Annotated in this window: 11 protein-coding genes and 1 pseudogene; 10 read left to right on the top strand and 2 right to left on the bottom strand. The window is 64.1% G+C overall.

The genetic code is table 11. The annotated features are described in order from the left end of the window. Positions 1-112: 112 nt before the first annotated feature. On the bottom strand, positions 113-1396 hold the full coding sequence (locus MC380_RS17405) for an ectonucleotide pyrophosphatase/phosphodiesterase (RefSeq protein ID WP_242166361.1): 1284 nt from the start codon (positions 1394-1396) through the stop codon (positions 113-115). 204 nt (positions 1397-1600) lie between these two features. Continuing rightward, the gene (locus MC380_RS17400) at positions 1601-2362 is read right to left on the bottom strand and encodes a ThuA domain-containing protein (RefSeq protein ID WP_242166359.1); all 762 of its coding nucleotides are present in this window, start codon (positions 2360-2362) and stop codon (positions 1601-1603) included. Between the two features lie 89 nt (positions 2363-2451). Between MC380_RS17400 and MC380_RS17395 the strand changes: the two genes are divergently transcribed. From MC380_RS17395 to MC380_RS17350, 10 genes and pseudogenes are all read left to right on the top strand, one after another. Next, positions 2452-2988: a nuclear transport factor 2 family protein gene (locus MC380_RS17395; RefSeq protein WP_242166357.1), complete on the top strand. Its 537-nt coding sequence runs from the start codon at positions 2452-2454 to the stop codon at positions 2986-2988. Between the two features lie 101 nt (positions 2989-3089). Continuing rightward, positions 3090-3422: a hypothetical protein gene (locus MC380_RS17390; protein WP_242166355.1), complete on the top strand. Its 333-nt coding sequence runs from the start codon at positions 3090-3092 to the stop codon at positions 3420-3422. A gap of 163 nt (positions 3423-3585) precedes the next feature. Continuing rightward, positions 3586-5274 (top strand): urocanate hydratase, encoded by a 1689-nt coding sequence (gene hutU, locus MC380_RS17385; RefSeq protein WP_242166354.1) that lies wholly within the window; start codon positions 3586-3588, stop codon positions 5272-5274. Continuing rightward, a complete protein-coding gene (locus tag MC380_RS17380) occupies positions 5271-5930 on the top strand; it encodes a DsbA family oxidoreductase (protein ID WP_242166352.1) in 660 nt (219 codons plus the stop codon). The genes hutU and MC380_RS17380 overlap by 4 nt, the downstream gene beginning before the upstream one ends. A 232-nt stretch (positions 5931-6162) precedes the next feature. Next, complete coding sequence (locus MC380_RS17375; RefSeq protein WP_242166349.1) at positions 6163-8868, top strand: chitinase N-terminal domain-containing protein; 2706 nt, start codon at positions 6163-6165, stop codon at positions 8866-8868. After that, positions 8865-12128: an RHS repeat-associated core domain-containing protein gene (locus MC380_RS17370; protein WP_242166346.1), complete on the top strand. Its 3264-nt coding sequence runs from the start codon at positions 8865-8867 to the stop codon at positions 12126-12128. The genes MC380_RS17375 and MC380_RS17370 overlap by 4 nt, the downstream gene beginning before the upstream one ends. Then, entirely contained in the window at positions 12125-12589 is a 465-nt protein-coding gene (locus MC380_RS17365) for a hypothetical protein (protein WP_242166344.1), read from the top strand. Before MC380_RS17370 ends, MC380_RS17365 begins: the two co-directional genes overlap by 4 nt. Before the next feature lie 159 nt (positions 12590-12748). Further along, positions 12749-12847 (top strand): annotated as a pseudogene (locus MC380_RS17360) (transposase); the annotation flags it as partial. A gap of 163 nt (positions 12848-13010) precedes the next feature. After that, on the top strand, positions 13011-13403 hold the full coding sequence (locus MC380_RS17355) for a transposase (RefSeq protein ID WP_343223600.1): 393 nt from the start codon (positions 13011-13013) through the stop codon (positions 13401-13403). Positions 13404-13576: 173 nt separating this feature from the next. Next, positions 13577-13822: transposase (locus MC380_RS17350; protein ID WP_242166342.1), on the top strand; the 246-nt coding region annotated here is incomplete at its 3' end.

Genomic DNA, 13822 nt, shown 5'->3' with positions numbered 1-13822 from the left:
CCGGAAACCGGCGACTGGCCGCTTTCGGACATGGGCATCGGACGTGTAGGTCGGCGCTACGTCGCCGACACGCAGCCTAGCCGAACGCCATGTCGTCGGGGCGTGGGCCGACCTACGGCGTTGCGCGCAACGCGGGCAGCAGCGGCGCGATGTCGCCATCGTTCGGTGCGGGCTGGATGCCGAGCAATCGCGCCAGCAGCGGATAGACATCGACATTCGCGAATGGTTGCAACGTCACGCCGCGACGGAACGCGGGGCCGCTGGCGACGAACAGTGCGCGCATCGACGGTAGCGCCGGGTCGTAACCATGCGACCCGCGTATCGCCGTCGTGCGTTTGGCGATCGTCTCGCGTGGCAGCATGTCCCAGCCTTCGTGCATCTGGCAGACGATCGGCGGGATGCGCGGATGGCTGCCGTAGTGCCAGCGTGCGGGCAGCTCGCCCTTGCGCCAGCAATCGTAACCATCGTGCATGCCGAGCAGCTTGCGTTCGACCCGTGCCTCGTGCCCCGGGTTGGGCGCGATGGTGATCACCTGGCCGATGGTGACGACCGTGGCTTCCTCCTTCGAGACCACGTCCTCCACCGCGACCAGCTGCGGACGTGGCACGGCGGCCATGCCATGGTCGGACACGACGACAAGGTTCACGTGTTCCGCGATGCCGCGAGCGACAAGCCCATCCAGCAGGCGTCCGAGTTCCGCATCCACCGCCCGTACCGCCGCATACGCCTGCGGCGAATCGGGGCCGTAGGCGTGGCTGTCGTGATCGACGGTTTCGAAGTACAGCGTGGCGATGCGCGGCCGCGTCGCCTGCGGCTCGGACAGCCAGCCGAGCACCGTGTCTACGCGCTCGTGCAGTGGCAGGGTGTGGCCCTCGCGGTATTGGCTCCAGCGCGTCGGCCGGACGCCTGCGATCTCCGCCTCGCTGCCTGGCCAGTACAGGGTGGCGCTCGGCAGACCGGCCTTTTCCGCGCTCACCCAGATGGGTTGTCCATCCCACCAGCGGCCATCGCCAACGGCCTTGCGGTCGGACAGCTTGAATCCGCCGATCGCCGCATCGCGCATGGTGTTGTGGACGATGCCATGGTGGTCCGGCACCAGGCCGGTGACCATGCTGTAGTGATTGGGGAAGGTGAGCGTGGGGTACGACGGACTCATCCAGCGCGCACGCACGCCCTCGCGCGCAATGCGCGAGAGGTTGGGGGTGATGCCCAGGTCCAGATAGTCGGCGCGAAAGCCGTCCAGAGACACCAGCAGCACGCTGTCAGGCGCATGCGTGGCGACAGCGCGCGCCGCGCTGGCGGGATTGGAATCCGGACCGGAAGTGGAGAGCGATGTCGCGCAGGACGCCAGCAGGCAGGCGAGCAGCGCGGACAGGAAACGGAGCGGTATCGGCATGCCGGCGATCATAAATGACGCTCATGACAATCCGTTCGCGGGTGTCGCGCATTGATCTGGGTGAAACATAAAGGTCTAAAGCTCGCGGCTCACGCCGCTCCTACATACCGGTTTCGGTGTAGGAGCGACGTCAGTCGCGAGCTCGACAATCGGTGGCGTGAATGGCCAAACGCTCGCGACTCACGCCGCTCCTACGGAAGCGGATCAGCAGTCGGCAGACTGCCCGGTCACGTAATGCAGTCCGCGCAGCAGGTGCGCGCGATAGGTCGGGTCGGCATACATCTTGGCGTCGTGGCCGAGGCCGGTATACCAGGCACGGCCGCCGCCGGAGGCATGGCACCATGCGATCGGGTGATCGTTGCCCATCGTGCCGCCGGTGTAATCGTCTTCGTCCACTGTGGCGAGCACCTCGACATCACTACGCGGGTTGCGCTTGTAGTTGTACAACTCGTCGCTGATGCGCCAGTCCGCGGCGAGCCCGGCTTGGTCACCTTCGAAGCGCACATCCGTGGTCTGCAGTCCCGGCGGATGTCCCTGGAACCACGCGCCAACCAGGTCGCCATACCACGGCCAGTCGTATTCGGTATCGGCGGCCGCATGCACGCCGAGGTAGCCGCCGCCCGCAGCGATGTAACGTTCGAACGCAAGCTGTTGCGCACCATCGAGCACATCGCCGGTGGCATTGAGGAACACCACCGCGCGGAAGCGCGACAGGCTCGCGGCGTCGAACAGGTTCGGGTCCTCGCTGTGCTCGACCTGCAGGCCCGACTCGGCCGCCAGCGCGCGCAGCGTGTCCACGCCCACCGGGATCGAGTCGTGGCGGAAGCCCGCGGTGCGGGTGAACACCAGGATGCGCGTGGGCGAAGCCGGGGCGCTCGCCTCCGGCGTCGATTGCACGGAGCTGGCGGTACAGCCGCCCGCGAGCAGCAGGGCGGCACAGCAGGCGAGGATGGTTGGAATGCGCATGCGGGCAAGATTAGCGCGTCATGACTTCCGTCGCTTGCCGCAGGCGCATGGAAGCGCGATCTTGGCGCCCCGCCCGAGGGAGTACCGCGATGCGCGCCTGGTTGCTTGCGATCCTGATGCTCCCGGCTCTGCCCGCCATTGCGCAGGAAGCCGCGCCCGCGCCAGCACCCAGGCTGACCGACGCCGAATGCCAGGTCTGGGCGCGCGAACTCAGCTTCGCGCAATCGGTGGCCGATCATGATGCCGCCGCCTTCGCCGAACATCTGCACCCGCAGGCCGCCTTCAATTCCGGCGCGCCGCAGCCGCTGCGCGGGCGCGAGGCGGTGGCCGCTGCCTGGGCCGACATCGTGGCCGGCAAGGGGCTCAAGCTGTCCTGGTACCCGAGCCGGGTGACCATCGGCGGACCGGACGATGTCGCCTGGTCCAGCGGACCGGCCCTGTTCGAGGACCTTACGCCCGGCGCCACGCAACGGTTCTCGGTCGGTACCTTCCATTCGGTCTGGCACCGGGATGCCGACGGCGTCTGGCGCGTGCTGTTCGACAACGGAGCCGGGCGCAGGCCCGCGGACGAAGCGGCCGTGCAAGCCTTCCACGCCGGCCGCCAGGCCGCCTGTCCGCAAGCCTGACGCGACTCTGAATCGCGACCGCCGGGGCCTTCGCCGCCCCGTCGGCATCGGCGTATGGTGGAAACAAGCCGCAACGGCGGCACTCACCAAGAGGTGCTCCCATGACCCGCACTTCCATGACACGCGCCCTGCTGGCAGCCGTGCTGTGCACCATGGCCTTTGCCGCGGGCGCACAGGACGTGGTGGCCCCGGCTTCCGACGCCAGCCCGGCGGAAAAGCGCGCGCAGGCCGAGGACGAAGCGCTTAATGACCGCAACTGCCTGCGCGAAACCGGTTCGCGCATCGCCACCCGCATCAAGCCGCGTGCCGACAACCGCGACACCAAGCGCTGCGTCAGCGCCACCGGCCGCAGCTATTCCGGCGAAGAGCTGCGCCGCACCGGGCGCTGGGACCTGGCGGACGCACTGCGTTCGCTCGACCCCGCCGTCCACTGATCGCCCCGCACCAGGCACTGCAATAACGCCCGGCCATGCCGGGCGTCTTGTTTTGCGCAACCCGGCAGGTCCGCAGCGTGATTTGCGCCCGGTCGAACGCGCGGCACCGGTCCAAAGGCGCGCTGGGGGATAATCGGGGCATCGTTTTCCGATGGATGCCGCCATGGCCGATACGCCCCACGCCGCGTTGCGCAACGACCCCAGCCGCAGGATCCGCGCCCCGCGCGGCAGCACGCTCAGCTGCCGCAGCTGGCTGACCGAGGCCCCGTTCCGCATGCTGCAGAACAACCTGGATGCGGAAGTGGCGGAGAACCCGGCCGAGCTGGTGGTCTACGGCGGCATCGGCCGCGCCGCACGCGACTGGCAGTGCTACGACAAGATCCTGGAGACGCTCAAGACCCTCGGCGACGACGAAACCCTGCTGGTGCAATCGGGCAAGCCGGTCGGCGTGTTCCCCACCCATCCCGACGCGCCGCGCGTGCTGATCGCCAATTCCAACCTGGTGCCGCACTGGGCGACCTGGGAGCACTTCAACGAGCTCGATCGCAAGGGCCTGATGATGTACGGCCAGATGACCGCGGGCTCATGGATCTACATCGGGTCGCAGGGCATCGTCCAGGGCACCTACGAGACCTTCGTGGAACTGGGCCGCCAGCATTACGGCGGCGATCTCACCGGCAAATGGCTGCTCACGGCCGGTTTGGGCGGCATGGGCGGCGCGCAGCCGCTGGCGGCGTCGCTGGCCGGCATGAGCAGCCTCAACATCGAGTGCCGCCAGAGCAGCATCGATTTCCGGCTGAAGACCCGTTACGTCGACGAGCAGGCCACCGATCTGGACGATGCGCTTGCGCGCATCGACAGGTACACCCGCGCGGGCGAAGCGAAATCCATCGCCCTGCTCGGCAACGCCGCAGAAATCCTGCCGCAGTTGGTCCAGCGCGGCGTGCGCCCGGACGCGGTGACCGACCAGACCAGCGCGCACGATCCCGTGCACGGCTACCTGCCGATCGGCTGGACGGTGGAGCAGTGGCTCGCCCTGCAGAAGCAGGACCCCGAGCGCGTGCGCGATGCGGCGAAGAAGTCGATGCGCGTGCACGTCGAGGCCATGCTCGCCTTCCACGCGCAGGGCGTTCCCACAGTGGACTATGGCAACAACATCCGGCAGATGGCCAAGGACGAAGGCTGCGCCAACGCCTTCGATTTCCCCGGCTTCGTCCCGGCCTATGTGCGCCCGCTGTTCTGCCGCGGCGTCGGCCCGTTCCGCTGGGTCGCGCTGTCCGGCGATCCGGAGGACATCTACAGGACCGATGCGAAGGTCAAGGAACTGATCCCGGACGATGCGCACCTGCACAACTGGCTGGACATGGCGCGCGAACGCATCAGCTTCCAGGGCCTGCCCGCGCGCATCTGCTGGGTCGGTCTGGGGCAACGCCACAAGCTCGGCCTGGCTTTCAACGAGATGGTCCGCAATGGCGAACTGAGCGCGCCGGTGGTGATCGGCCGCGATCATCTCGATTCCGGCAGCGTCGCATCGCCCAACCGCGAGACTGAAGCGATGCTCGACGGCAGCGATGCGGTCTCCGACTGGCCGCTGCTCAACGCCATGCTCAACGTCGCCGGCGGTGCCACCTGGGTCTCCCTGCACCATGGCGGTGGAGTAGGGATGGGCTATTCCCAGCACAGCGGCGTGGTGATCGTCTGCGACGGCACGCCGGAAGCCGACAAGCGCATCGCGCGGGTGCTGTGGAACGATCCGGGCACTGGGGTGATGCGGCATGCGGATGCGGGGTATGAGATTGCCAAGGCGTGCGCGAAGGAGCAGGGTCTCACGTTGCCGATGATGCAGATATGAGCGGGAGCTCGCTCCCCGTGCCGCTGCGCATCGACTTTGTCTCCGATGTCGTCTGCCCGTGGTGCGCCATCGGACTGGCGTCGCTGGAACAGGCACTGGCGCGCACGCAGGGTGAAGTGGAAGCGGACGTCCACTTCCGGCCGTTCGAGCTCAACCCGCAGCTTGCCGCCGAAGGCGAGGACATCGGTGAACACCTGGCGAAGAAGTACGGGTTGTCCGCCGAACAGCTCGCCCAGAACCACGAGCGCATCCGCGAGCGCGGTGCGACGCTGGGTTTCACCTTCTCGCCGGAGCGTCGCCGCATCTACAACACCTTCGACGCGCACCGGCTGCTGCATTGGGCGGGGGTAGAAGGCGGACAGCGCGAACTCAAGCATGCGCTGTTGCGTGCCTACTTCAGCGACGGGCAGGATGTGTCGGATCACGACACCCTGGTCCGCATTGCCGGCGACAGCGGATTGTCGGCCGACCGTGCGCGGGAGATCCTTGCCTCGGATGCCTACGCCGACGCGGTCCGCGCCGAGGAGCAGTTCTACTTGCGCAGCGGCATCCAGGGCGTGCCGGCCGTGATCATCGACCAGAAGCACCTGATTTCCGGCGGTCAGCCGGTCGAGGTGTTCGAGCGGGCGTTGCGGCAGATTGCGGCGGGGAGATAGGTTGGGGGTCGATTCCCGAACATCAGGTTGATGACCGTTGCTGGTGTCCCGCCGGCATGCGTCGGCTGCCGCAGGAATCAGACCCGATGATTTTCGTGCCGATCAGATTGGCTGCTTAAGTCTTGACAACGATTCACCGCTGACGGATAAGCCGGATGCCGGACGAGGAGATCGTCGCGGCAGGGGATACAGGATTCGGCCGCAAGGCTGAAAGGGAACGGGAAGGGGAAGCATGGCCGGATGGACCAGGGCTGTCGCGCTTGCGGGCGCGGCGGTGGTGTTGTGCGTGTTGCCCGTGGTGGCGAGCGCCCAGGGCAAGCAGGCGTGGGAAGAGTACGACCGCCTGATCGAGTCCAAACGTGCCGTGGCCGCGCTGAGCGCGGACAACGTGTTCGGCGACAGCCTCGACCTGTATTCGGGCGTGCTGTCGTTCACCGCCACGGACGTGTCCATCCCGGGCAACAGCAAGCTGCCGGTGGCGGTTACGCGGAAATTCACGGTGACCAATCGGGAAGGCTACACAGGCTATGCCCATCCGTTTGCCGAATGGGAACTGGACATTCCCCATCTCAGCGGCGTGTTCCAAGAGGCATGGCACGACAACCGCTGTGACGTGGCTGTGCCGCCGATGGGCGCTGGGGGGCTGCCCGCGGACGAATTCTGGTCTGGTAACTATGCCGACATGCCCGGAGGCGGCGAGATGCTGCAGGCGACCACGACCTGGCCCAAGCCGAGCACGGGCGGGCCTTACAAGTGGGTAACCGCCGGAAACACCTATTTCAGCTGTCTGTCGAGCATCGCCAATGGCACCGGCCAGGGATTCCTGGCGATCGCCAGCGACGGGACCAAGTACTGGTTCAATCACATGGCCCGGACTCGAGAGCCGGACTACAAGTATCAAGGAGTGGACTATGGTCACGATTGGGAGGGCAATCCGCTCGGCTTCACCGCAGCGCGCTTCAAGGTCGCGCTGTATGTCACGCGGGTGGAGGATCGCTTCGGCAACTGGGTGACCTATAGCTATTCCAACACGCCGACCCAGGCGCTCAAGATCACGCAGATCACCTCCAACGACAGCCGCACCCTCACCTTCGGCTACAACACCAGCGGCCTCATTTCCACGGTCAGCGATGGATCGCATACCTGGAGCTACGGCTACCAGGGTAATTCCCTGTCCAGCGTGACCTTGCCGGATACGAGCAGTTGGCAGCTCTCGTTTGCCAACCTGTCCAACGCAGTGATCCAGCCGTCCGGCGACGAGGCGCGCCCGTACGGATGTTTCCAGCTGGATTCTGTGCTTGCCGACAATTTCACCGGCACCATCACCCATCCCTCCGGAGCGACAGGCACCTATACCGTCGGGCCGGTGCGCTTCGGCCGGACCAACGTGCCGGCGATCTGCCGAAACTACCGGAGCCCGGGCCAGCCCGACCCGAACGGCAAAAGCGATGACTTCTTCCTCCTGCCGGTGCGGGCCTTCTCGCTGACGCTCAAGAGCCGCCAAATTTCCGGCCCCGGTATTACAACGGGCACATGGACGTATGCGTGGTCGGGCGGGCTCGGCACCTGGCAATATCCGCCTGGTGAGACCGAACCGGTCTGCACCCAGTCCAATTGCCTGGATCCCATATGCACAAGCGACGACTGCGCCGGTGCGCGCAGCGTCACCATCACCGAGCCCGACGGCAGCTGGACCAAGCACCTCTACGGCAACAGCTACCGCTACAACGAAGGCAAGGCGCTCAGCGTCGAGACCGGCAAGGGGTCGAACGCGCTGCGCACGGTATTCAATGACTACAACTACTGGACCCCAAACGCCCCGCCCCAGCCCTACTCGGCCAGGATCGGCGTCAGCCCGCAACCGCGTGGCGCAGGCTTCGTCTCGGAATATCCGCGCCCACGGGTCTGGACCGCCACCTTGCAGGATGGGGCGGATTTCATCTGGGAAGTGGAGAAGGGCTGCACCACGGCCGGGATCTATTGCTTCGACGAGTTCGCGCAACCGACCAAGGTCACCAGGACCGGCACCGTGGCCAAGACGATGCCGGGCACAACGCTCGTTCTGCCGCCGGGTACGGCCCCAACGCTGACCGCGCCTGCCACGAACGCCAACGGCAGCTTTACGGTCAGCTGGACCACCGTTTCGGGCGCCGCGACCTATCAATTGCAGGAACAGAAGAACCAGGGCGGCTGGAACACCCTGCAGAACACGTCGGCCACCAGCAGATCGCTCTCCGGCAAGACCGATGGCAGCTGGAGCTATCAGGTGCGCGCCTGCAACAGCGCCGGCTGTTCCGCCTGGTCGGTCACTGAGACCACCGAGGTCGCCATTCCGCCCAGCGGCGTGCCCACGCTGACCGCGCCGGCCACCAACACCACCGGCAGCTATACCGTCAGCTGGACAGCGGTCTCGCTGGCGACCCGCTACGAGCTGGACGAGCGCAAGAACGGCGGCAGTTGGGTCAACATCGTGGACGCAGGCATCGTGAGCTGGGCCGCGTCCGCCAAGGGCACGGGCACCTACGACTACCGCGTCCGGGCCTGCAACGGGGCCGGCTGCGCCGCCTATTCGGCGGTCGACACCACCACGGTCTCCTCGCCGTTGCCGGCGCCCACCCTGACCGCGCCGACCACCGCGCAGACCTACGAGCCGTTCACGGTCAGCTGGACCAGCGTCTCCACTGCGACCAATTACGTGTTGCAGCAGAACCGGAACAGCACCGGGTGGAACGATGTCTACACCGGCGCCGGCACCAGCACGGCCCGGACGATCAACATCGCCGGCACCTACCAGTACCAGGTGCAGGCCTGCAACGCCAACGGCTGCAGCCCGTATTCGGCGGTCAAGACCGTGCAGGTGGAAGGCGATACCAGCCTGCTGGTACCCGAGGAGCCGCCGCCAGAAGAGCCTGCGGATCCGGGGGAGGGCGCGCCATGAACGGGCTCCGGAGCACGAAGACCGCGCGTTTCTTTCAGCGCCGCGCCTGGCCGGTGATTGCGCTCCTGGCATGCCTGCTGCCGCTGGGCGCGCAGGCGCAGACGGTCACCTACGAAAAGACCGAGCAGATCGTCTACGAGAACAACAAGACGGCTTGGGTGATCGGTCAGGTCAAGAGCGTGACCTGCCTCACTTCGATTCCGTCATCAACCCAGTCGTGCAATGGGCATGTGGTGTCGGAGACCAGCTACGACGCTGCCACCGCCCTACCGCTGCAGACCAAGGCGTTCGGCAAGATCCAGCAGACCCTGACCTACAACCTGACCACCGGAACCCAGGACGGCACCCTGTCCACGGTCAAGGACGGCAACAACAACATCACCACGCTCTCGAACTGGATGCGCGGCATCCCGCAGACGATCACCCATCCGGCCACGACGGACCAACCCACCCCGGTGACCGAATCGGCGGTGGTCAACAATGACGGCACCATTGCCTCGGTCACCGACGAGACCCAGTCCAAGACCTGCTACGGCTACGACGCGATGGGTCGGATCAACCTGATCACCTATCCCTCAGAGACCGCCAATGTCTGCGACACGAGCAAGTGGGCGGCCACCACCATCAGCTTCAATGACGGGTACCCGGCGGTGTATGGCATCCCGGCCGGACACTGGCGCCAGCTCGTCCAGACCGGCAACGGCCGCAAAACCGTGCTCTTCGATGCGCTCTGGCGGCCGATCGTGGAACAGACGATCGACATGGGGAATATCGCCAACACCAGGAGCGATGTGGTCAAACGCTACGACGCGGGCGGGCGGCTGATATTCCAGTCGTACCCGACCAGTACCCTTGCCAACTGGACCGACACTACCCTCAGCGGCACCGACTACACCTATGACGCCCTGGACCGGCCGCTGACCGCGGTGCAGGACTCAGAATTGGGCCTGCTGACCACGACGACGGAGTACCTGACCGGCTTCCAGACCCGAGTCACCAACCCGCGTCTTTATCAGACAGTGATCCAGTACCAGGCCTACGACCAGCCCAGCACGGATGCGCCGGTCGGGATCACCCGCTATGCCGGTGTCGACACCAGTGCGACGGAAATCGCGCGCGACCCGCATGGCAAGCCGCTCACGATCAAACGCCGCAACGCGGGCAACACGCTCAGCGCGACGCGTAGCTATGCCTATCACGCCAGTCAGGAACTGTGCGCGGCGGTGGAGCCGGAGACCGGCGCCACGCTGATGGGCTACGACGGCGCAGGCAACCTGGCCTGGTCGGCCTCGGGCCTGCCAGCGGCCACCGCCTGCGACCTGGAAGGCGATACCACGGCCATCCTGGCCCGCAAGATCACCCGTGCTTACGACGCCCGTAACCGGATGGTCCACGTTTACCACCCGGACGGGCGTGGGAACGTTGCATACACCTACACCCCCGACGGACTACCGGCACAGGTGGGCACCAATAACGACAACACCGGTGCCCAGATGGCCACCACCACCTACGCCTACAACCGGCGCCGGCTGCTGGAATCCGAGACCCTGCAGTACGCCAGCGTGCTCAGCTGGCCGGTGGACTACGTCTACAACACCAACGGCCACCTGTCCGCGCAGGTGTGGCACGGATTGAACGTGAGCTACGCGCCAGACGCCTTGGGCAGGCCGACCCAGGCCGGGACCTTCGCCAGCGGCGTGAGCTATTACCCCAACGGGGCGATCAAGCAGTTCACCTACGGCAACGGGATCATTCACCAGCTGACCCAGAACGTGCGTGGGCTGCCGCGCAGAAGCCTGGACATCTACGGCAGCACACACCAGCTGGATGACACCTACGACTACGATCCCAACGGCAACGTGCTGGCCATCAGCGACGGCCGCGATGCGGCCCAGCGGCGCAACGTGGACATGGTCTACGACGGGCTGGATCGGCTGACCAGCGCTATCTCACCGATGTTCGGCACGGCCACCTATGCTTACGACGTGCTGGACAATCTGACCCGGACCAATGTGACGGGCGGCAATGGCGTCCGGGACCGCTACTACTGCTACAACAGCCAGTGGCAGCTGGCCTTCGTCCGTAGCGGATCGGTCTGCACCGGGGCGACCCCCAGCCCGGCCGTCACCGCGCTGGAATACGACGTCCAGGGCAACGTAAGCGACAAGAACGCCCAGACCTTCGCTTTCGACTACGGCAACCGCCTGCGCAGCGTGAACACCCCGGCATCCACCTATGCCTACGACGGGCTGGGCCGACGGGTCTGGGACCGGACCACGGACGACAAGTACAGCCATTACCTGCAGAACGGCCAGCTCTCGATGACAGGGGACGAGCGGGCCAAGGAGGTAGCCGAGTACATCTACCTGCAGGGTAGCCTGATCGCGATCCGGGAGCGGAACACGGTCACCAATGTGTACACCACCAAGTACCAGCACACCGATGCGCTGGGCAGCCCGGTGGCGGTGACGGATGCCAGCCGGGCGGTGATCGCGGCGGAGACGAACGAGTTCGAGCCTTACGGCAGGGTGGCGAACCGGGCGTTGACGGATGGGCCCAACTACACCGGGCATGTGGCGGATGCGGCGACGGGGCTGGTGTATGCGCAGCAGCGCTATTACGATCCCGGGATTGGAAGGTTCCTCTCCGTCGATCCAGTAGTGGTTCGCGTCATCGGCGACAACTTCAATCGCTACTGGTACGCAAACAACAATCCTTACAAGTTCACCGACCCCGATGGGCGCGAAACAGGGATGTTTCAGTTCGGCGAGAATAGGATGCAGGTGTCCTCTTACGAGGGCGTTGGCACAGTGGCAGGGGCCCTACCGGGTATTGGGACTGCCATGGCTATTGGTGAGGCTATCCAGAATCCGACACTTGGCAATATTGCATCTGCGGGCGCGAGTGTTCTTGGCCCGATAGGCAATGCAGCAAGCAAGATGATAAGGGCTCTAGATAAGGGAGCAGATATTGCGAAGGCGGCGAGAGCGGAAGCGAGAGCTGAAGCGGTCGTACGGAAACTGCCTGAACTTCCAAGTTTAGATTCTACGGGCAAAGTTCATGGCGCGCTTCCTAATGTTAGAGATTTAGGGAGGTATGACGCATCTGATTTAAAGAGTCTGAAAGGCGATCTCGAAAAGAGCGTTCAAAAGCGAATTGAAGTAACGGTGCAGAAAGGGTCAGACTATGGGCACTCTGCTAGACAAGCGGCAGAGCAGCAGTTGATTAAACGAATAGATAAGCATTTGCAGGACAGATGAAAATACAAAACCAGTTAGCACAAGAACTTGCCAGCTTGATGGAGGGGGTTCGAGTAGAAGAAGAATTTGAGGTGAGGCCTTCCTCTTCTTTGTGCTCTTCTCTGGAATTATTTCTACCTGCGATTTTGAGAAATAAGTATCCGAGCTGGGAAAAGGAAAGTATTGATGGAATTTTTCCCTCTTCTGCTGTCAGGACAGGTGAGGGCAGTGCAAGAATATTTGGGATCGCGATATTGATCAGCGATCAATATGTAACTCCGTTCTTGGCAAATATTGATTTAACGTCAGACGGCTGCCAGATTCGGGTCGCCGAAGTTTTTGTTGGCGAAGCAGGGGGTGGTAAATTGGGGATATCTATTGCTCCATTTTCAAAAGATAAAATTGAAACACAAATTTTCCATATCTCTAAAAGGGTAAACGAGATTGAATGGAAATATAAAGTCAAGTTCGTGTCGCATTGACGAGAAATAGAGGGTAAAGAGGGTAAAGGGGTCAGGTTCATTTACTGAGGCCGCAATCAGGGATTTTCCTACCCTTGGCGCTGATGTGTGCTGATAGTCGAGGCCCGGTCGCTTTGGCAACGTGTGGCCTCATCTCCTTGCGATGGGCGCGCACACACCATGGCCCGACAGCCAAGACTCGACGTGCCCGGAATCCCGCAGCACGTCATCCAGCGCGGCAACGATCGCCAGCCTTGCTTCGCTGCAGAGGACGACTACCTGTGCTATCGGCAGGAACTGGGAGAGGAGAGAAATAGGGGTCAGAGTACCTTTTCTGACGGCCTGTTCCGTAGATTTCCTACCGTACTCTGGTAGCGGCACCGATAGGCGCTGATCCGCTTCCACGCGACGATTGCTTCTCGTCAAGACGGAGAGGCGCCGGATGCCAAGGACCAAGCGGCTTGATCTGGCGGGAGTGACACAGCACGTCATCCAGCGCGGTAACGACCGGCAGGCGTGCTTCTACTGTGAAGCGGACTACACGCGTTATCTTCAGGATCTGCGCGACGCGGCGTCAGCCTCCGGTTGCAGAGTGCACGCGTACGTTTTGATGACCAACCATGTGCATCTCCTGGTCACGCCGGAGGCCATCGGTTCGGTGGCGCGGATGATGCAGGCAGTCGGGCGGGGGGAAATAGGGGTCAGAGTACCTTTTCTGAGGGCCTGTTCCGTAGATTTCCTACCGTTCTCTGGCAGCGGCACCGATATAAGAAATAGGGGTCAGAGTACCTTTTCTGACGGCCTGTTCCGTAGATTTCCTACCGTTCTCTGGTAGCGGCACCGATAGGCGCTGAGCCGCTTCCACGCGACGATCGTGAAATAGGGGTCAGAGTACCTTTTCTGACGGCCTGTTCCGTAGATTTCCTGCCGTTCTCTGGCAGCGGCACCGATAGGCGCTGAGCCGCTTCCACGCGACGATTGCTTCTCGTCAAGACGGAGAGGCGCCGGATGCCAAGGACCAAGCGGCTGGATCTGGCGGGAGTGGCGCAGCACGTCATCCAGCGCGGTAACGACCGGCAGGCGTGCTTCTACTGTGAAGCGGACTACACGCGTTATCTTCAGGATCTGCGCGACGCGGCGTCAGCCTCCGGTTGCAGAGTGCACGCGTACGTTTTGATGACCAACCATGTGCATCTCCTGGTCACGCCGGAGGCCATCGGTTCGGTGGCGCGGATGATGCAGGCAGTCGGGCGG

The sequence above is a fragment of the Lysobacter sp. M15 genome (assembly GCF_022662515.1).
Taxonomy (GTDB): Bacteria; Pseudomonadota; Gammaproteobacteria; order Xanthomonadales; family Xanthomonadaceae; genus JAKPBU01.
Note: the sequence above shows the minus strand (reverse complement) of the source record. Positions and strands in the feature narration are given on the sequence as shown.